The 19,683-nt window shown below is 55.7% G+C and carries 17 protein-coding genes; 10 read left to right on the forward strand and 7 right to left on the reverse strand.

The window, feature by feature from the left end; all coding sequences use genetic code 11:
- Window positions 1-18 precede the first annotated feature (18 nt).
- Entirely contained in the window at window positions 19-4,641 is a 4,623-nt protein-coding gene (locus tag GWR55_RS18020) for a VCBS repeat-containing protein (protein WP_162403490.1), read from the forward strand.
- Between the two features lie 295 nt (window positions 4,642-4,936).
- On the opposite strand, the gene GWR55_RS18025 is transcribed toward GWR55_RS18020, so the two are convergent.
- Both GWR55_RS18025 and GWR55_RS18030 read right to left on the reverse strand, forming a co-directional pair.
- Complete coding sequence (locus tag GWR55_RS18025; RefSeq protein WP_238398512.1) at window positions 4,937-6,934, reverse strand: right-handed parallel beta-helix repeat-containing protein; 1,998 nt, start codon at window positions 6,932-6,934, stop codon at window positions 4,937-4,939.
- A 240-nt stretch (window positions 6,935-7,174) separates the two neighbouring features.
- Window positions 7,175-8,872 (reverse strand): carboxylesterase/lipase family protein, encoded by a 1,698-nt coding sequence (locus GWR55_RS18030; RefSeq protein WP_162403492.1) that lies wholly within the window; start codon window positions 8,870-8,872, stop codon window positions 7,175-7,177.
- Window positions 8,873-9,192: 320 nt separating this feature from the next.
- On the opposite strand from GWR55_RS18030, the gene GWR55_RS18035 reads away from it, so the two are divergent.
- Genes GWR55_RS18035 through GWR55_RS18045 form a run of 3 tightly spaced genes read left to right on the forward strand, consistent with a single transcriptional unit; the run spans window position 9,193 to window position 9,950 of the window.
- A complete protein-coding gene (locus GWR55_RS18035) occupies window positions 9,193-9,504 on the forward strand; it encodes an amidohydrolase family protein (protein WP_202925542.1) in 312 nt (103 codons plus the stop codon).
- A gap of 4 nt (window positions 9,505-9,508) precedes the next feature.
- On the forward strand, window positions 9,509-9,829 hold the full coding sequence (locus GWR55_RS18040) for an SDR family NAD(P)-dependent oxidoreductase (protein WP_162403493.1): 321 nt from the start codon (window positions 9,509-9,511) through the stop codon (window positions 9,827-9,829).
- Window positions 9,723-9,950 carry a hypothetical protein gene (locus GWR55_RS18045; RefSeq protein WP_162400428.1) on the forward strand — a complete coding sequence of 76 codons (228 nt, stop codon included), beginning with the start codon at window positions 9,723-9,725 and terminating at the stop codon, window positions 9,948-9,950. Before GWR55_RS18040 ends, GWR55_RS18045 begins: the two co-directional genes overlap by 107 nt.
- 359 nt (window positions 9,951-10,309) lie before the next feature.
- Here the strand turns inward: GWR55_RS18045 and GWR55_RS18055 are convergent, their stop codons facing one another.
- Window positions 10,310-10,450 carry a hypothetical protein gene (locus GWR55_RS18055; protein ID WP_202925543.1) on the reverse strand — a complete coding sequence of 47 codons (141 nt, stop codon included), beginning with the start codon at window positions 10,448-10,450 and terminating at the stop codon, window positions 10,310-10,312.
- Between the two features lie 684 nt (window positions 10,451-11,134).
- Between GWR55_RS18055 and GWR55_RS18060 the strand changes: the two genes are divergently transcribed.
- Entirely contained in the window at window positions 11,135-11,356 is a 222-nt protein-coding gene (locus GWR55_RS18060; RefSeq protein ID WP_162403494.1) for a hypothetical protein, read from the forward strand.
- Between the two features lie 418 nt (window positions 11,357-11,774).
- Here the strand turns inward: GWR55_RS18060 and creD are convergent, their stop codons facing one another.
- The 4 genes from creD to GWR55_RS18080 form a co-directional block, all read right to left on the reverse strand.
- Window positions 11,775-13,124, reverse strand: a complete 1,350-nt coding sequence (gene creD, locus GWR55_RS18065; protein WP_162403495.1) for a cell envelope integrity protein CreD — start codon at window positions 13,122-13,124, stop codon at window positions 11,775-11,777.
- A 96-nt stretch (window positions 13,125-13,220) separates the two neighbouring features.
- The gene (locus GWR55_RS18070; RefSeq protein ID WP_162403496.1) at window positions 13,221-13,997 is read right to left on the reverse strand and encodes a di-trans,poly-cis-decaprenylcistransferase; all 777 of its coding nucleotides are present in this window, start codon (window positions 13,995-13,997) and stop codon (window positions 13,221-13,223) included.
- Between the two features lie 26 nt (window positions 13,998-14,023).
- The gene (locus tag GWR55_RS18075; RefSeq protein WP_162403497.1) at window positions 14,024-14,413 is read right to left on the reverse strand and encodes a transcriptional regulator; all 390 of its coding nucleotides are present in this window, start codon (window positions 14,411-14,413) and stop codon (window positions 14,024-14,026) included.
- Entirely contained in the window at window positions 14,403-15,017 is a 615-nt protein-coding gene (locus GWR55_RS18080) for a hypothetical protein (protein WP_162403498.1), read from the reverse strand. The genes GWR55_RS18075 and GWR55_RS18080 overlap by 11 nt, the downstream gene beginning before the upstream one ends.
- Window positions 15,018-15,161: 144 nt before the next feature.
- Between GWR55_RS18080 and GWR55_RS18085 the strand changes: the two genes are divergently transcribed.
- The 5 genes from GWR55_RS18085 (at window position 15,162) to GWR55_RS18105 (ending at window position 19,575) form a co-directional block, all read left to right on the forward strand.
- Complete coding sequence (locus GWR55_RS18085) at window positions 15,162-15,842, forward strand: TetR/AcrR family transcriptional regulator (RefSeq protein WP_162403499.1); 681 nt, start codon at window positions 15,162-15,164, stop codon at window positions 15,840-15,842.
- A gap of 9 nt (window positions 15,843-15,851) precedes the next feature.
- Complete coding sequence (locus GWR55_RS18090; RefSeq protein ID WP_162403500.1) at window positions 15,852-16,766, forward strand: SRPBCC family protein; 915 nt, start codon at window positions 15,852-15,854, stop codon at window positions 16,764-16,766.
- Window positions 16,767-17,078: 312 nt separating this feature from the next.
- The gene (locus tag GWR55_RS18095) at window positions 17,079-18,092 is read left to right on the forward strand and encodes an isoprenylcysteine carboxylmethyltransferase family protein (protein ID WP_162403501.1); all 1,014 of its coding nucleotides are present in this window, start codon (window positions 17,079-17,081) and stop codon (window positions 18,090-18,092) included.
- Window positions 18,089-18,604 carry an SRPBCC family protein gene (locus tag GWR55_RS18100; RefSeq protein ID WP_162403502.1) on the forward strand — a complete coding sequence of 172 codons (516 nt, stop codon included), beginning with the start codon at window positions 18,089-18,091 and terminating at the stop codon, window positions 18,602-18,604. The genes GWR55_RS18095 and GWR55_RS18100 overlap by 4 nt, the downstream gene beginning before the upstream one ends.
- A complete protein-coding gene (locus tag GWR55_RS18105) occupies window positions 18,601-19,575 on the forward strand; it encodes a TIGR01777 family oxidoreductase (protein WP_162403503.1) in 975 nt (324 codons plus the stop codon). The genes GWR55_RS18100 and GWR55_RS18105 overlap by 4 nt, the downstream gene beginning before the upstream one ends.
- The last annotated feature ends 108 nt before the right edge of the window (window positions 19,576-19,683 follow it).

A 19,683-nucleotide genomic window follows, 5' to 3' on the forward strand; every position in this document is an offset into this window, starting at 1 on the left:
TCTCTTCATGGACAGAACTTGAGCAATGACGCCGGCGCGCCAAATATGTCGAACGTCACTGATGTCACCCCGGGTTGGAAGTATCTTCTCCAGAACGACGATCTGGCCATGGTTCAGGTCACCCAGAACTCAGACAATTCGTTGACAACATCCCTGACAACGATGGATACATCCAGGTCCGGCCTATCCGGGACGCAGAAGGTCATCACCATCGCCAACGATAACTCCGGAGACGTCCCACTCGGATCTGGAATCCTGGCGTCAGAAGCGTCAGGAAGGATGTTCAACATCAACACTGACACCATCGCGGTGCTGACGGAGTCCGGAGGCCGCTGGAATCTTGCATTGGCCGATTCGACTGGCATTCAGTCGAGTATCCTGCTGACCACCAATATTTATCCGCTTTTCAAGGTATATACGCAGGTGGTAATGGGCGACTTCAACGGCGACGGCCTTGCCGATCCGCTGCTATTTTATGCCAGCGACCCGCCCGGCGATACCTATTGGGGCATGAAGGCGCTGACTGCCGCCGATTCCACGAAGGCAGGCGCTCCCAAGGAAGGGCCGGAGTTCTATAACCATAACCAGACCGGGCTCATGCCGGTAGCCGGCAGCATTGTGGTTGGCGATTTTAATGGAGATGGCAAAGACGAGATCGCAGCGCTGCTCAACGACTACCAGACCATCGCCTTCTACTCAGTCGATCCGAACACACTGGCCATCACTCAGACCACCACTGTAAAACTGACGGCAGAGATACCCCTGATCGGAAACTTCCCAGTCATCATGACTTCGGGACAGGTGGCGCTGGCAGCCGGAAAGTTCCGTCAATGCGGAGGCAACGGTAACCCTTGTCAGGCGAATGGCATTACGAACGCCGACCTTGTCGTCTTCGGACAGATCGATACGATCAATGGTAATGGTGCAACGAGTGGATACAGCGTGATCCCCATCAGGATTACTCCAGGCTCCGGCGAAAGTGGCTCCTTTACCGCGACCGTTGTGCCGATGAAGAACCCCACTCAGGATCAGCCATTCTTCCGTTTCCCGGACCGTTCTGGCTCAATTGGCGCGCTGGCACAGGCGGCACCCCTCGTCTACTGGCCACAACAGACCGATGAGCAACTGATCTTCGGGATCAAGTGCGGTGATACGTATGCTGCGAGCTATATCGAGATCGGAAGCTTCTTGCCGGATGACGGCGCCCTGGATACTTTCGACTGGGAGTCGGAGACCGAGCGAAAATACGAACTCCAAAGCGACCATCTGGAAAACATGTGGGTGGGAAACTTTGACCATCAGAACCCAGATGGATCGCACAACGCGGGGTGGCAGATTGAAACCTACGAGCTCGTAGGCTATGTAAATAGCTATGATCCGCACATTCTTATCTTTAACGTCAATGTGCCGTCGCCGTTTCCATCGAATCCGTCAAAGACGACAGACTGGCTCAGCGGCCAGCAGCAGAGCGATAACACCAGTAACGTACCTTCTACAAATCCAGATACTCCGAGCCTCGGTTTTCTGGTGCCCAGTGACATGCAGGGCCGCTCGCTGCGGCTGGGAGCGCCGACCATCGTCCGTATACCTTCGCAAACGCAGCCGGATCTAGTGCTGGCAATCCCGCCTATGCATATTGACTACATCGCACCCCACGACCCGACGTTGGCCGGGCAGAATAAATCGGGTGGATGCACGGATGAGAATACTGCATGCATCGTGAACCTTTCGGTAAATCCCAGCGAGCCACCCTCGGCGGGCCAGGGATTCGCAAGCAGCTTCAACTTCACTTCCAATGCCAACAGTTCCAGCAAGCGTTCCAGCACCACTAGCTGGGGCATCTCCACCAAGACGTCAGTGGGCGAAAGCGCCACTTTTAATGATGGTTTGGAGAACGCCAGCGAAAGCATCAAGGACACGACCAAGACCGGCCATGATGACACGGTAAAAAAGACCTACGGCACCTACGCAGGAACTACCCAGACCCTAAGCGCTACCACCGGCTTATCCGACTACCTCTACTTCACCCAGAAAGCGATGAATGTCTATTACTACCCGGTGCTTGGCTGCGACACTGCAGGCGCAAATAACTGTTGGGTCGATGGCCAGAAGGTTCCGATGTATGTGCAGTTCTCAGTGCCCGACCAGATTCGCTACTCCGACATAGATGGTCTGACGCAGGACTGGTATCAACCCGTCCACGAACCTGGCAACATATTCTCTTACCCCTGGAGTCTGGCAGAACTGCAGGCACGATACACCGAGCAGGTGAACCCGCTGACCGGTGCTGCGACGTGCATGGCAATAGGAAATTCGAATTCCTCTTACTCCACTCAGTGGACCTCGGGCCATGCTCAGGACAGCAGCAGCGGCTCGACCAGTTCCTTTTCCAACGAGCTTTCCATGAGTTATTCGGAGGGTGCTGGGGTAAAGGGAGTTGATGCTGCCAATTTCAACTTCAGCATGGATGTTGCGGCAAGCACCTCTCTCAACACCCTTAATGAATCATCGACCTCGATGAGTACCTCCAAAGCAATTTCGGTCAACATACCGCCATTCGGTTATGCGGCGACATGTTGCAATTATGCCTTCGGTGGTTACGTCTTCGGACTGAAGAATGTCAAGAATCCCGCCTCGGAGGATGCTTGTACTGCGGGCCAGACGCCCGATAAGAACAACTGTACAGCCGTAAACGATCCAGACAATGGAAAGCCAATCGATATTGCCGGCACTGGTCCGATGTTCGTCGGTTTTCTCGCCGACCCCGTTTCGAGCGTGGACAAAAATAACACCGATTTGACTTGCTCGGGGGGCGATATCTGGTGGCTGAACGTGTACAAGCTGCCGGATGTGGGGGTGAATCATCCTGGCCGTTGGAACTGGAATAAGAGTCAGCGACTGGCAACCTTCGTGGCAGCAAACAGCACCTCGATTGTCGAGGACAACTACTTCTATCTCATGAAGGGCTTTTTCATCTCAAAGAAAGGCAACACCAATGGTCCCAATCTCGCCGAAGCGAGCCCTTCCGATCCGTTGACTCTCACTACCCGGGTCTACAACTACAGCCTGGCGAATACGACTGCACCTGTTCATGTGCGCTTCTATGGCCAACTCTATTGCACGAGTTCCGGTTCTGGCGAGGCAAGTTGCAAAAACGGGAACTCTACCTGCCCCCCTGGTTTGTGTGGCAACAGCTTTCAGATCGGAAGCGATCAGATCATTCCGTCGATTGCAGGATTCAAGGCCGCGGGAACCGAACCCAACTGGACTACCGCTCATGTGGACTACGACCCCGGTAGCTTCGTCTCTACGAAAAATGGCAACGCCTACATGGTCTTCTGGGTAGTGACATGGATGGAAGATACTGGCGGCACGCTAGCGGCCGAAATGCCGGACCATGGTCTGAAATCCATTCCCGCTGCGAATCTCACCCAGATTACCCAGGTGCCGTTTGAACCCTACAGCAACAACGTTGGCATGTACGGAGTGCATCAGCCTTTCTACATTTGCCCACCCTCCGGATGCGCCCCGGAGGGTGTCGGGCTAGGTTCGACAACGTCCGGCTCTCTTCAGAGCATCAATCTCTCCATCGACCCTCAACTTTCGCTGGAACAACGAAGCAAACTTAGGGCGACCCTGCAGGCAACAGGCGGTCCTGTGGGACCGGTTAACATTGCCTACTACGATGGCAATCCGGCCAAGGGTGGAACACTGCTGGACGTGCAACAGATCCAGCACATGGATCCCGGCGCGTCCTATTCTCACCGGGCTTTCTTCAAGCCCGAAACCTGCGGCACCCACACGCTGTACGCCTCGGCTTGGATCGCCAACTCGCCTGAAATCCAGACCAACACCGCCACCAGGGTCACAATCGACTACACAGACTTTGTGCAGGCGTTAATCAGCTCCACAAAGATTGCTGACCTCACCGACGTTCAGCTTAGCGGCACCCTGCTTGGTCTACTCAATACAGCTTTGCAGGACTTTCAACAGGGTCAGGCAGATGCGGGAAACATCGCATTGGGCGCCTATATGCAACAGTTGGCCATTGCCAATGGAAATGGGATCACCGCCGCAAGCGTAAGCCAACTCACCGGCCAGACTGGCGCGGTCCTCGGTTGCGGCTCCAGCGGCTTTTCGTTGGCAACCTCGCCTTCATCGGCGACGGTTTCCTCTGGCAGCACAGCATCCTACGCACTCGCGATCACGCCGACCGGCGGATTTCACGGCACGGTTTCGTTATCCTGCACCGGCGCGCCGCAAGGGACAGACTGTTCCTTTACCACACAGTCTGTAACTCTGAATGGATTGGATCAGTCCCGTGTAACCTTAGCGATTACCACCACAGGCCGTTCAGCTGTTGCTGGATCGATCGGAGGACCACCTCCCCCTGGTTCAGGGAGAATCAAATGGCTTCTGATGCTTCTTCTGAGTATATTTTCGATCGCATTGCTCCAACGTGCGCGGATCCGCTACACAGTTTTGAACTGCATCGTTCTACTGGTCCTCTTGAGCAACATTATCGGATGTGGAGGTGACGGACATGCGAACGATACCCCTCCTGGGGCTTATACGCTCGTTGTGCAAGCAACCAGTGGAAACGCAGTTCAGAACACAAAACTCACCTTGGTGGTGAAATAACTAATTGTGGCTAATGATCGAGATTAGAAATTTGGGGAAAACAATGCAGAGAACCCGTGATCGACACCGATATTGGTCACAACGATTCCAATATCGTGTTACTGACGACTCTCCATACGATCTCCTCGATTCCAATTTGTAGGAGACGGCGTAGAGCATAATCTGACGCCAATGACCTCCGAAGAGCTGCGTTACCGAAGCTCCCTGCACGCATGCAAGTTGGTTGCGTACGAAGTTTTGACCAACGTCTTTCAGCTTGCTCTCATTCAATCCTGACCGCTGAGAGTGACCAGCGCTATCCTACAGCCGGACGAGGGTCAACCTGCCAGACAGACTTGGCTCGTGGGGCGGCCAGGGGGCCCGGAAATCTGGTCTCTCCCGTAACTTGGCCGAAAAGATCGTCGTCGATGTGATTCACAGCGCTTACCTTCGGGAGTGGCTGCTTACTATTGATCGTAAGCAGCAGAGTATCTGGATTGAAATCAATTCGCATTTCAGCCACAGCACCGTTCTTATCCCAGCCATGTGCATCACGCCAGGCGGCCAGGTCGAGCCATTCCTTCGAATCGCCGGTAAAAAATCCCTGAAAGTCCTTTGGCATGGAGACGTACAGATTTCCGTCGGCGTGGTTGTTCTGATTGAGGAACACAATGCCCGCTTTGCCGCATCCAACGAAGATATTGTTTGAGATCGTGTTGTCGGAGGCTGTCCCGGTGCCCGCGCGATCTGGGCGGGTAATTGCCCACACTCCGGCATTGTCGCATTGACCGATCAGGTTCTGGGCGACGATCAGTTTGTCGCTGGCATTAATGAAAATGCCTGATCCTGCGCACCCTCGCTGACCTGGCGTGCCCGGCTCAGCATTTCGGACGTTCCAGATCACGTTGTTGTCGACCTGATTCTGCTCGAGGTTCACTTCCATATGAACGGCAGCGCCGACAGTGACGACGTCGGCGAAAATGTTTCCGGTGATACGGTTATTCACGTTGCGGCTATCGAACCAAACCGCATTGGCGTGGCGGATATGGCGGACCACATTGCGACGGAACAGCATGTTGCGCGCGGCATGAAACTTTGCTCCAGCTGACTCCCACTCACGTTCCGCGTCCGCCCAGCCGCACCACTCGATCATGTTGTCTTCGACCAGCACATCGCGCGTCCCGATGCCGGCGATGCCTTCCACCCCGCAATAGCGGATCGTGTTGCCACGAACAATGTGTGCAGTCGGAGTCTGCTGCGCTCCAAACCCACCGCCACCGCCTATCTCCAGGCCGATCGCGTTTGCCCATTCGAGAGTATTGTTTTCGATGACCCAGTGAGTTCCGGCCTGGGTATCCACCATTGCTCCGCGCTGCGGAAGTGGGAACCCGTTGCCTGCGTGCTGGAAGGTCAGCCCCTTCAACCGGATGTAGTTAAGCCCTCGGGTCAGCGGCGCGAAAACCTGTTCGCGGGTGGTGACCTCGATCGTATGTTCAGCTGGAGTGCCGTTGGGCAGGCGGATGTGAATCGACTGGCCATTGGCATCGGTCCAGAACCTGCCGTCCTCCGTGGCGCCTACTTCCTGCATGATGGGACCGCCCCGAGCGCGTGGGGGAAGACCGTTGGGAGGTTGCGGCGTTCCCGGGGGCGGAGGTGTGTACAGGCTTGCGCTGGTCAGTTCACGCTGCAGCTCCACCGGCTCCAGAGGTTTACCGTCCACAAAAACCAGACCGCGCCTGCGGAAGTACGGCCCCATGTCCACCGATTTGGTATCCAACCACGCGCGGTCGCCGGCTACGCTCGCCAAGGCAAACGGATTATAAGCATCCGGGAACATCGCGCCGGTAAAGGTGTACTGCCACGTGGGGACACGAGGCGGCGCCGGAGTCGCCGCTGTTGGAGGCCCGCCAGGGCCGCGGCTCGCTGCCAGCGGATCCTGCGTCCAGCCCTCCTTCAATACCTCAGACCCCTTGATCACTACCTTTGCTCCGGGCGCAGCTTCGTAGCTGATCATCTGTGTCGGCCCTGTTCCACCTCGTACCGGGCGAACGCACTCGCGATAAACACCTGAAGCAATTACCACACGCTCTCCGGGCTGCAGCACCTCAGCGGCCTTGCCGATCGTCCGGAAGGGCTTAGCTTTGCTGCCCGGACCCTTGTCGTCAGCCTTGGCTGAAGCGTTGTCAACGTAATAAGTCTTGATAAAGGTCAGCGGCTGTTCCCATGAGATATGTTCTGTACCGTCTGGCAGGCGCAGCCCTGTCTCACTTATCTCCTGCGTTTGGCCGAGGGCACCCTCACCAAAACCAACCACAACACCTAAAGCCGCCGCATACTGAAGAAATTGCCGTCGATCTATGGCTGATCCCGACTTTCGATTTATCGGCCCGTTCTGATCGGATAAGAACTGCTTTTCCTCTGATTTCATTTGCCGCCCTAGATTGATTAGTTGCACGGGTACTGAAACAAATTCCGGCCTCGTTCTTTGCGTGCGCGGTTACGAGACGCATAAGTCTCAAGCCGAATGTCCAGTACATCTGGCATGGTTATCAAGTCAGGTCAAGATGAGTTTGCGAGCTTCACCATCGGGATCGTTCACCATGCGAATCTGATTGTCCCAGACCATCGTCTTGTTCGTCTCAGGATCGGTCGGCTCCCACGCCACGCCCGGAATGTTCGGTTTCCCTGTCGCGGCAAATGCTGCCCACGACGCGGCCATCTTCTTCGCCAGTGCCTGCGCCTCAGGAGTATTGCCCGTTCCTTGCTCGCAGCGCTTGGTATTGTCGAAGCAAAATTGAAGTTCGGCTGTGTGCCATGCACCCGGAAGGCCATCGAGAATTGGAGTCTGCCAGGTGAAGTAATACGCGTAAGCTGATGCGGCGTTCAGGCCGTGCTTCAGCTTGGCCATCTTTACGACGTTGTTACGCATGGAGAGACCGTTCAATCCAGCGGCCCCGCTGCACATATATGAAAGGGTCTGAATCTTCTTCTCCGGATATGCCTTTTTCAGCGTTGTGATAATGGCATTCGCCTTCTCGTCACCGTAGGCCTTGGCGAGATTTGCATGCCACTGTTCTTCAGTAGGACGCTGGGACATGCGATTGCCTTCTTCGCTCACCGAGCCGATCAACATGGGGACGTTTTTGGAGACCTCCGGAGCGGCGTCGAAGAACGACCGCATATTAATATTCTTGCCGTCCACGCACGGAGACCAACCTACACGAGGCGTCCCTGGAGCGCCCGGCCCTGCCGTCGGAGGGCCTGCAGGATTGATCTTAGCAACAGCGGCATTGCCGACGGCGTTGAGCTTGGCCCAATCTATTTTCTGCAACGATGCAATATCGTTGGGTGCAAGGCCCAGGTCCTTCATCAGTTGTCGAGCAACCTCCCTCTGCTGCTCCTTGGTCGGAATATTGCCGCCGCCGCCCGACTGAACCGACGCGCGATGGATAAGGCCCACAGCCGACGGCATGCCCATCAGCGTCGTGACCTTGGATCCGCCGCCTGATTGGCCGTAAATCATTACCCGATCGGGATCGCCACCAAAGTTTTCGATATTGTCATGCACCCACTTCAACGCCGCCACGAGATCGGTCATGCCTACATTCGCGGAATCTTCATATGCCGAGCCACCAATCTCAGAGGCATCGAAGAAGCCGAGGATATTGAGGCGGTGATTGACCGAAACCTGCACCACATCGTGGTACCGGGCCATCTGTGCGCCTTCATGCGAGGGAAGTTCGTAAGAGGAGCCGAAGGAATACCCTCCGCCGTGAATGTAGAACATCACGGGACGTTTGCCGGTCAGGCTCGACGTCCAGATGTTCAGCTTCAGCATGTCCTCGCTGATCCAGCCGTCGTCCCAATCCTGGATGAAGGTCTGCTCGGAGCTCGTCCAGGTGTGCAGGTGCTGTGGACAGTTCGCGCCATATACCAGGGCAGGAAATTCATCGGTCCACGGCTTGGGTGCCTTCGCTGGAAGCCAGCGGTTCTCCCCAGCCGTCGTCTGGCCATATGGAACCCCTTTGAAGGTGAAAACGCCACCGTCAAGATATCCACGCACCTTCCCGTATTGCGTTTGGGCTATCGCCGAGCGTGGGGTCGACAGATTGCCCGGTCCCTGATGAGCAGCCGTCTTAACACTGTCGGAAGCAAGTGCGGATGAGCTGGCGGCAATACCCATGCTAGCCGTCGCCGAAAGCAACAACGCTTCTCTGCGGGTGAGAACGGTGCGATTTGCGGACTTACCCATAAAAGTTCCTTTTTAGACACAGCTGTGTGCGATTAAGAACAAACGCCCGATTTGGATCTGTGCGATCCCATCGGTCTGCCGTTTTCATGAGAAAACGTATTCTTCAGCCCAAAAACCATAAATCCAGAGTTTTATGTCCGTCAATGCATAAATTCTGAACAAGCGTTCCCGGCCCTCGTCGTTCGCGTGGCCGTTGATTGGACGCGGTGCTCCGAGGCCTGACGCTGTATCGATGCACACCTTGGCGCAGTCGACGAACAGGTTGTATGCGATGATGACGTGATTTGTGTCGCGGATAATTACCCGGATAATTCCGAGGTGTGGCAGGCTTCGACCTTACCCACATTCTTCTGGACGATATCGCGATCCAATTCCCGCAACTCAAGATGATCGTTGCGCACCTTGGCCATCCGTGGATTGGGGAGACGCTGGTCCTCATCAGGAAACATCCGAATCTTTACTCGGATATTTCGGCGACGCTTCAGGAGTTCAACACGACGACTGGACCTTTGAGCCGGGAGCTGTGCCTCACCCCGATCCAACCAGAGGATGGCTATCTTCGCGTACCTCAAGGTCCTGGCCTTGGCGTAGAGGTCGATGAATCGGTGATTAACAAGTATCGCGTGGCGTGAGGCTATGGGCAGAATTAAGAACAAGGTCGCGATTGTTACGGGTGGAGCTAACGGCATCGGCCGGGCGATCTGCGAACTATTTGCCGAGGAAGGCGCCTGGGTGTTAATCGCCGATGTCGATGAGGCCGGGGGAAAGGAACTGGCGGCAACGATACGATCGAGAGGGGGAGAGGCGGAGGCTCTTACGATGAGTCTTACGGAATTTACAACCTGCTGTTGTGGAACTACTCCGCGACGCCCATACCGTCGACCTGAACGCCCATGGTCTCCCGGTCGCTGTGGTGGCAAAGCGCCGCTCACTGGATGCTGCTGCTCCGTCAGATGATGAGAATGTGCGTCTGCGGCCGATGCCGGATGTAGCGCTCAAGCCGGGAGAGAGGACTCCGCAGGTCCGTCTGGAGCCGTATGGCATTGAATCCTGGTCTTTAGAGCCTAGGACCAGATAAAAACATTCAGCGCAATACAGATGTTCAGAGGGCTATCGTGCGTGCCTGGACCACGGGAAAGTTCGTGACCGCGGTTTGTCACGGACCGTGCGCGTTGCTCGGCGTAAATCTCGGGGATGGAACGCCATTTGTTCGCGGCAGAAAACTCACTTCGTTTTCGAAAAAGGAAGAATATGACTACGCACGCGAGGACGTGCCTTATGAGCTTGAAGATGCTTTGAGGGCAGAGGGTGCCGAGTCACCGGCCAGAATCCCGCCTCGGCAGGCCCTCTCGGACAGGAACTGGTGGCCGCCCTCAAGCGATCTGCAGTTTGCTGTCCATCGATATCGTTCTTGAAATTCTCCGTGACTCGATTACCCTATGAAACCGCAACCGCCTCGAGTACGAAGGCCGAGCGGTCAGCTAACGAGGGAATACGCGCCAGATAGTCCTGGTAGTGCGGCGTGGCGCGATGTGCCTCGACCGCGTCGCCGTTGCGATAGAGTTCATCGAGAACCATAGCGCTCAGGACTGGTTTGATCGCGCCAGACACTAGCGTGAGCTTGCGACGAAGTAGGGCTGCTGGTTTCTAGAGACCAATTAATAGGCGTCCCGCGCGTTATGGTTGTCTATTAACGGAAATCGCCAGCTCATTGATGAACGTCTGCTGGCCTCTCTCGTGGGCAAAAGCTGCACGATGGATTAATTCCCGTCGTGCGAGGCTTGAAACCAAGCTTTATGCTGACGGGAACAATATAGGAACATCGGCAATATAGTATTTTCAAATACTTACAAGAACAACGCCCGATCATCCTCGGAGAATTAGGCCTAAAATTTCTTGTAAGTTATTGATTCTAAATGGTGGCCAGAGACGGGATCGAACCGCCGACGCCGGCCTTTTCAGGGCCGCCTAGCAAGCCAACTAAGTGGTCTGGAATCAGCGGATATCATTGTGGGAATTAGCGTTATGGTCTCGTCGCTTTAGGATGGTTTAGGACCATTTGGGATGGTTTCGTCCGTACGATGGTCGTGTATTGGTCGTGCGCTCTTGAGCAGCAACTTCGCCGTCTTCGGGATCACCGGTGCATCTCTGCTGGTTTTTAGGTTCCAATCGAGTGGCCGGAAGCTTACCAGTGCTCATCACATTGATTAGCAGTTACTGTGATGAGCCGACGCCTTTCTCGGCCCGTTCAATTTCAAAGATGTGTCGCCGACACAATATAAGCGGTATCCCTCCAAATATTCCGAAGCTGCAGTCGACAAGTCGCCAAACGATGGGAAGACCTCGAACTTGACCGGCTATGAGGGCCAACGGAATGACTCCTGCACAGGCAATGAGACCGAAAGTGATAACCCACTTGTTCCGGACGGGATCACGGTAGGGCCCGATAAAGACCACCGCGATGACGAGGTGAGCGAAGGCTAGCCAATCGGTGCCATACGCCAGAAACGGAAATTGCCGATTTGTACTTGCGAGGGCGCTGTAAACCCGCGAAATCCAAGGGAGTAGATGGGTCAACTCGGCAAAGGGGCGTAAGGCAGAGCTCTTTAGAAGGATGAGGAAGAAATGGAGTTCGGTCTCCAAGGGAAATGCAGTGACGCCGCTGAGAATCAAACCGGCCATGACTATGCCAAGCCAAAAACGAGTCGCGCGAAGATGATGTTCTTGCGGGACATGAGTGGAACCCGCCTTAAATCTGTTGACTTCAGTCATTCGATCCTTTGTCGTCATGAGCTCGTCTCGCTGCTAGATCAAGGGTACAGTCTGGTTGCGACGGCTTGCCCCGTCCTGCTGGGTTGCCGCTTCCCTGAACGTCTGTCTCCGGACTGTGAGACTCATCTGCTTAGAAAGCAAGAGGCGGCGGCGGAGCGGTGGAGTTGTGGCTTTCTTGCAGCCTTTCGGATGCGCCTCGATACCAGTCCACTTTCCGCGTCAGCACCATCACTGCAGCCAGCAGAAAGAACAGCATGAGCGATCCGAGAATCAACGCATTGTCCTCCGAGATCAGTAATCCATAGATTGCCGCGTAAAAGCTCGTAAGCATTGCTCCAAATCCTACCCCTCGTGCCGTGCTTCGCAATACGAAGGATAGATAAAAGGAAAGCAAACCGATACAACCGGTACTGGCGATCAAGTACGCAAAGCCGAAGGCCATGTGCTCGGAAAAACTTACGAGCAAGAGGAAGAAGATCGCGAGACCGAAGCCTACGAGCAGGTATTGAATCGGGTGTATTGGCAATTGCTTCATTAACTCAAAGATGAAGAAGCCGCCAAATGTAAGGACGACGAAGAGAATCCCGTACTTTACTGCGCGATTGCTCAGACTGTATGGATCGAGCAGCGTTGTCAGGCTCACGCTCATGAGATCAATTGCCTTTACCGGATTAGCCTCAAGCTGTACTTGAGTTCCGCTGGCAAGCGAAGAGACCTCCCATACGGCATGGAAGCCGGTGCTCGCCACATTTCGCGTTCTCGGAAGGAACTGTCCACCAAAGAGAGGCGATCTCCAGTTCGACCGGATCTCCAACAAGTTCGTATCCCCAACCGGAGCCATGCTCAGCGTCTCAGTTCCGGCCAGGTTAAATTCGACAGCAAAATCCACATTGCCCTTCAGGGCAGACATCCTGTGGAGTGGGACCCGCAGATTAGGCTGCCATCCAGTCGCGGCGGGCGCTCCCTGCAGTATCGTCTCCTCGATGCCATTCACCAGTACCCTAGGTCTTCCAACAATCCCGCGGACATCGGTCACGGAAAGCGCTAAGTAGGGCTCGCCCCACACAACTGTACCTTCCGTCTGAGGATCGACTACATCGAAGTGGCCCTTCAACTGGCCTTGGAGCTCGTAAACTTCTACCCTGTACAAGCCATGTCGACGTTCGCTGGGCAGCATGACTCCATGCATATTCAACTCGCGAGGGAAGCTCGTGGCGGTTAGTTCCTCTTTTCGGACACTTGTCTTTTTTATCCCTTTGTCATTGGTCTCAGTGGTCTCGATGGTTTGAGTGTATGGACGCACCAATACTGGGCCGATGAGAATCTGTGGACCGGCGTAGCTTCCCTCAATCGACTGCACTGCCGCGTCACGGTACTTCTGCCTATCATCGATAACGCCGCCCACCATGTAGAGAGCAATCAGGATCACACAGGCTAATGCCGAAATGGCGAAGCCCTTCTGTAAGATAATCTTGTTCATTTGTGGTTTCCTTACTTGCGTTGAAAAGTTATCTGGAGTTTCTGTGGCTTGAGGGTGGGCAGCTCGTCAATGAGTGGATTCGCACGGCCCAACTAATCAAGAGGAGCCAGCCACTACCAAACTGGGGCATAGCGCAGACGGTGTCGGAATACCGCCGAAGCGTCGTTCCCTTTTCCTGAAGACTTCGAGGGCGGCGCCCAGATCGGCATCACTGAAGTCCGGCCACATGCATTCGAGAAAGACCAATTCCGCGTAAGCCGACTCCCACAACAGGAAGTCAGACAGGCGCTGCTCGCCTCCCGTCCGAATCACCAGATCGACATCGTCTGTACCGCGATAATTTCCCGCAAGGGATTGTCCGAGAAGGTCCGATAAAAATGGCCGATCCGTATCGCAAGCGGAGATCATTTCGAGCGCGGCCTGCGCGATGGCCTCCCGCGAGGAGTAATCCACGGCAACACGCACGAGAATCCGGCGTCCGGGCGCTGTCGCTGCCTCTACTTCCTCAATCTCTCGTAGCAGCGCCTTGGGCAGACGGTCTCGTCGGCCGATCACTTGGAGCCTAGCTCCGTTCTTTCTGAGCCGTTCGCGCTCCAGGCGCAAATAACCACGGAGCAACCAGAAGATGCTCTGCACCTCGAAAGCCGGCCTGCGCCAATTGTCTGAGGAAAAAGCGTAGAGGGTCAGAGAGCGTATGCCGAGTTCGAGCGCATGCTCGACCACACGCCGTGCGGCTGCGGCGCCAGCTCGATGCCCCGCCATGCGAGGCAGGCCGCGTCGCTCAGCCCATCGGCCGTTTCCGTCCATGATGATTGCAACATGTAGCCAACTTTGTACTGCAAAGTGATTGGGCGCAGAAGCATTGCTTTGCATCGTAAAGTAACCTCCGAAAAAAAGGGTCAGGCTTTGGATGGAGTAAGACCACGCATTAGGCGAGGCGAGGGTTCGTCCTTCGAAACTTTGGCTGCATCCGCTACTACTTGTTCAAGAGTGGAGAGATATTCAAGAAAGCGTTCTCGACCTGCCTTAGTAATCCGGCAGAAGGTCTGGGGACGGTTCTGTTCATGTCCCTTAGTGATCTCAACCATATGTTCTGCTTCGAGCACGCTTAGGTGACGGCTAAGATTCCCGTCTGTAAGCGAGCACAACTGTTTCAAGTCATTAAAGATCAGCCCCTTCGGATTGGTGATGAGGCACGTCAGCACGCTGAGGCGTGCCCGCTCATGGATCACCCGATCCAGCCCTTCATAGGCAAAACGTCCTTCGCTCCCTCGGGGCTCATGCTTCATCTTCATTCTCCGGCGTGGCAACAAGCAGTATCCCAGCCACAAGCAACTGACCACCTCCAAAGGCAACGCCCATCGTCCATGGGGCGAGCGCGCGGAAATCACCAAGCGAAAGACAGATCAACCCGGTGATCAGATACCAAGCACCTGCCGCAATCATCGGGCGCGGCAGAAAGCGGCACGAAGAAAACACGCCGAGGCTATAGATCACCTGCCAGATTCCTGGAAGCATCCACAGGACCGCCGGCGCAAAACGCACTAAGACGGCTGTAATTAGCATCCCCGCACCCACAGCAGGCATGAATTGCTCGACGGCGGTACGGATCATCTCATCAGAAAGGCCAGAGTGCAATCGCCGGGTGCGCGTGTAGATTTGTACTCCGGCAATAGCAGAAGAGAGCACGGCGGTTCCTATCCAAAGGCTCAAGTATGCCTGTATATGGTTTGCCGCATCAGGCAGCCGGAAGGCTTGAGCAGCTGCAGCAAGTAGTGCGACTACACCCGTGCCGGCGAGCGTTGCTGGACCGTAGCCGCGAAACTGCGTGCTGCGCGCCATTTGCTTGCGGATGTTGCTGATGTCACCCAGCGCATTGTGTAGATCGCTCATACGCGTTAACTTTACATCGCAAAGTGACTGATGGCAAGCCAATTTCCCCCCCAGGGCAAGTCCACCACTTATGGCCGAAGCGATTAATTTGACCCTGTTCAAAAAAATCTTGACTTGCTAACTGGTCACGCTCATTATTTGAACATGGTCAAAAACGAACCAACTACGGACAAAGGCGGGCAAACGCGGAGCCATATCTTCCAAAGCGCACTCGAGCTGTTCCGGCAGAAGGGATTTGACTCCACGACTATGCAAGACATCGCCGCCCATGCACGGGTAGTCAAGAGCGCCGCTTACTACTATTTTCCAAGCAAGGAATCGATCATTCAGGCGTACTACGAGACGGTGCAAGCCGAGCAGGAGCGACTCTGCGAAGAGGCGTTCGCCCAAAGTTCTGATCTGAAGGTTCGGCTAGCGACGGCGATGCACTCGAAATTCGAACTGGCTAAGAACGACCGTAGGTTGCTCGGGGTGGTCTTTCGTTACACTGGCGAGCCCGAACATCCGCTCTCCTGTCTCGGGCGAGGAACAACAGACATCCGCAGTCGTAGCACACAGGTTTTCCGGAACGCGATTGCGGCGGAGAAGTTGCCTAGGGATCTCCAAGAGCTTCTTCCCGTCGCTCTCTGGGCTCTTCAGATGGGTCTCTTGGTGATGTTCCTCTACGACTCGTCCGAGGACCAGATCCGAACACGGCGTCTGGCTGATGGTTCGCTAGCTCTGACTATTAAGTTACTTGGCCTCGCGAAATTAGCAGTTCTAAAACCGGTACGAACCAAGATTCTCGCGCTCTTGCGTGAGGCAAATCTGTTGCCTGAAAGCTGAGGAGATGCGATGAGCGATATCGACAAGCAGAACCCGAAGATCGAGCCAGCCCAGTGGAGCGTAGTCGCGATCGTCGTAGCCTTCGCGGCCGGAGCCTTTCTCTACAAGTTGTTCATGCATGAGCGACTTGGTCATAGCGCCGCGATGTTCCTAGGCATACCTGCTGTTCTAGCGATCCTGCTGGCGCTAGCACCAAAAGCGAAGACCGCGACTGGAGGAATTCTAAAGGGCATTACTTTGGCGCTCCTGGTGGTCGCTCCCTTGTTGGGCGAGGGATACCTGTGCATTCTCTTCGCTTCGCCCCTCTTCTATATCGTCGGTATCGGGGTCGGACTTGCAATGGACAAGTCGCGCAGAAAGCAAGGTGCGACGCTGAGCTGCGTAGCGTTGTTGTTGCTACCAATGTGCCTTGAAGGAGTGGTCCCCCAGTTGACCTTCAATCGAGCCCAATCGGTTGAGGTCCGGAGCGTTGTAGCTGCTCCTGCTGATGAGGTTGAACATGCGCTAACGCAGGGTCCAAATGTAACTACTCCTCTACCGCTGGCTCTTCGCATCGGCTTCCCCAGGCCACTTGGCGCATGGGGCGAGGGTCTTGCAGTTGGGGACACGAGGACCATTCACTTCGCGGGGGCAGAGGGAGACCCGCCAGGAGACCTTGTTATGCGAGTGACGGAGCGTCACCCCGGCTACGCCCGTTTTGAGACGGTAAGCGACCAGAGCAAACTTACCCAATGGGTGCGGTGGACCAGTTCAGAGGTGGAGTGGACGGCGCTGGACAAGGGTCACACGGCGGTGACGTGGCGCATCGACTTCATGCGGCAGCTCGATCCCGCATGGTATTTCACTCCATGGGAGAGAGCGGCAGTGAAGGAGGCGGCGGCGTACTTGATCGACGCCGACGCGACACCCGTGCGGAGGTACTGAATGGACCACGCCGATTGGGAACGAGCAGCTGCCGTATACGTACCTCTGGCCGCTGCGATCATAGCGAGGCTGCTCTACGGCCGACAGCCGCGCCAGTTCGCTGCTTGCTTGCTCAGCGTCTTGTGGACGCTACCGTCGCTGCTCCTTCTTCAACGCTTGAATCAGTATGCGGTTTGGTGGAGCTTTGCAGCGGGCTCAGAGGTTGAGTTTCGCGGGATGCCGTTGGAGCTTTTCCTTGGTTGGATCGTCCTGTGGGGTGTTGTTCCTCAGCTGGCTCTTTCACGCCTAGGCATCATTTGGTGCGCCGTAGTTATGGTTGCGCTTGACTGCATCGTGATGCCAATGTCCAGTTCGGCAATATATTTAAAAGCCCACTGGCTGTTGGGAGAGGCCGCGGCTGTCAGCCTGGTCCTGGTCCCCGCGCTTTGCATCGGACAGTGGACTTATGAAAACACGCATCTTCGACGGCGTGTGATGCTTCAGATCGTCACATCCGGCATGCTCTTTCTGTTTTTCGTGCCAGAAATCATCTTCGCACTACGGCCTGGAACCGGCTGGGGCCCACTTTTTGGTCTCTCGACTTGGGCTCGCCAAATCGAACTTCAGATGATCTTGCTGCTCGCGGTGCCCGGTATTGCTGCGGTTATGGAATTTGCAGAGCGCGGATTTGGAACGCCCATTCCATACGACCCTCCTAAACGGTTGGTAACGAGCGGCATCTACCGATATTGCGCCAACCCAATGCAGATGTCCTGCGCGCTGGTTCTTATGGCTTGGGCAGGGGTGCTCAGGAGCGGCTGGATGTCGGGGGCGGCCTGTGTCTCGGTCGTCTACAGTGCAGGGATCGCCGCATGGGACGAGGAAGAAGATCTGGCCCGTCGTTTCGGGAACGAATGGAGCAACTACCGGTTTGAGGTCCGAAACTGGTGGCCAAGGTGGAGACCGTTCCATAGCGGACCGCCTGCGCTTATCTACATCGCCCGGAGTTGTGGCCCATGCAGCGAGGTTCGTACATGGCTCGAAGCGAGATCACCTTTGGGATTGCAGATTGTCGATGCGGAGACGTTACCGGCAGGCTCGATCCAGCGGATGCGTTACGACCCCAGAGACGGAAGCGGCACTGTCGATGGGGTCCGTGCAATGGGCAGAGCGGTTGAGCATTTACATCTAGGCTGGGCCTTGTGCGGTGCAGCAGTGCGTCTTCCGTGCGTTTCGCAACTTGTCCAGTTGTTCATGGATGCGGCTGGCTTGGGTCCACGCGTGATCAGTTGCGAGATGGACCTGAGTCCGCAGCACACAGAGCGGGAATTGAGCTCGATACGATGATCAGACTTCAAGAGACCACAGTCATCGATGCCCCAATCCAGCGATGTTTCGACCTCGCCCGCAGCGTCGAGGTCCACTTGATCGCGAACGTACACTCCGGTGAACAAGCACTTGCAGTTGGTGAAATTACCTCAGGCCTCGTCGGTCTGGGCCAGAAGGTCACTTGGCGCGCCAAACACTTCGGCATCTGGCATAACCTGACCAGCGAGACCACGGCCCTGGAGCCGCCATCCCATTTTCAGGTCACGATGATTCAGGGCATCTTCCGCTCCATGCAAGCCGATCATCTGTTTCGAGCCCTTCTATCCGGTGCAACCGAGATGAAGGACATCTTTGCGATCGCCGCCCCACTTCCCCTTCTTGGACCTTTGGCCGAAGTCCTGTTTCTTCGGCGCTACATGCTGGCCCTGGTACGTGAGCGCAATGCTGTCATCAAGGAGATCGCAGAGTCCTCCGAGTGGCAGCACTACCTGTCTTACCCCGAAGCATTGCGAGAGGACCTGTCGCAATGAAGATCGTTATTCCCGGAGGCACAGGTCAAGTTGGGCAAATCCTTGCCCGCCACTTTCACCAACAAGGGGATCATGTCACTGTCCTTAGCCGCAGACCTCATGCCGTTCCTTGGCGTGTGGTCCCCTGGGACGGTGTCACCCTCGGCCCGTGGATCGAGGAACTCGACCGATGCGACGTTTGCATCAATCTTGCTGGGAGGAGCGTCAACTGCCGCTACACTCCGGCAAACCGCCTCTCCATCTTCGAATCGCGCGTTCGTTCCACGCAGATACTCAATCAAGCCATCGCAGCGATTGAGCACCCTCCTTCGGTCTGGCTCAACGCCAGCACGGCCACAATCTACCGTCACGCACTGGACCGTCCCATGGACGAAGCTACCGGTGAGTTTGGTGGCGACGAGCCAGGCGCACCCGATACCTGGAACTTCTCAATTCGGGTGGCGAAAGCTTGGGAAGAAGCATTCTTCTCCAAGCCGACTCCTGGGACGAGGAAGATAGCACTACGTAGTGCCATGACCCTGAGTCCCGATCGCGGCGGGGTCTTTGATGTCTTCCTGGGCTTGGTTCGTCATGGTCTCGGAGGGACAATACTGCCTGGCAACCAATACGTGTCATGGATCCATGAAGCGGACTTCATCCGCGCTGTCGAATTCCTCATCGAGCGACAGGATATTGCCGGGGCGGTGAATCTTGCCGCTCCCCACCCGCTGCCGAACTGCGAATTCCTACGTGCCCTTCGCCAGGCGTGGGGTACACGCATCGGTCTGCCAACCGCAAGATGGATGCTCGAAATCGGCACCTTTCTTCTACGCACCGAATCGGAACTGATCCTCAAGAGTCGCCGGGTTGTTCCCGGCCGTCTTTGTATAGCTGGATTCGAATTCCAGTATCCCGGTTGGCCCGAAGCATCATGCGATCTAGTAACCCGCTGGAGGGCAGGTCGAGAAGAAATGCATAGCTCTCGGCGGTAGCTGATGAGTTCACCGAGGTAGCTCGGCTTCAGGTGGTCGAACCCGCTCTCAACTCTGTCATTTCTGCTCGCCGAAGTAGCGCGTCTCCGCGGCACTTTAAGTTCAAGT

The sequence above is a fragment of the Edaphobacter sp. 12200R-103 genome, from assembly GCF_010093025.1.
Lineage (GTDB): Bacteria > Acidobacteriota > Terriglobia > Terriglobales > Acidobacteriaceae > Edaphobacter.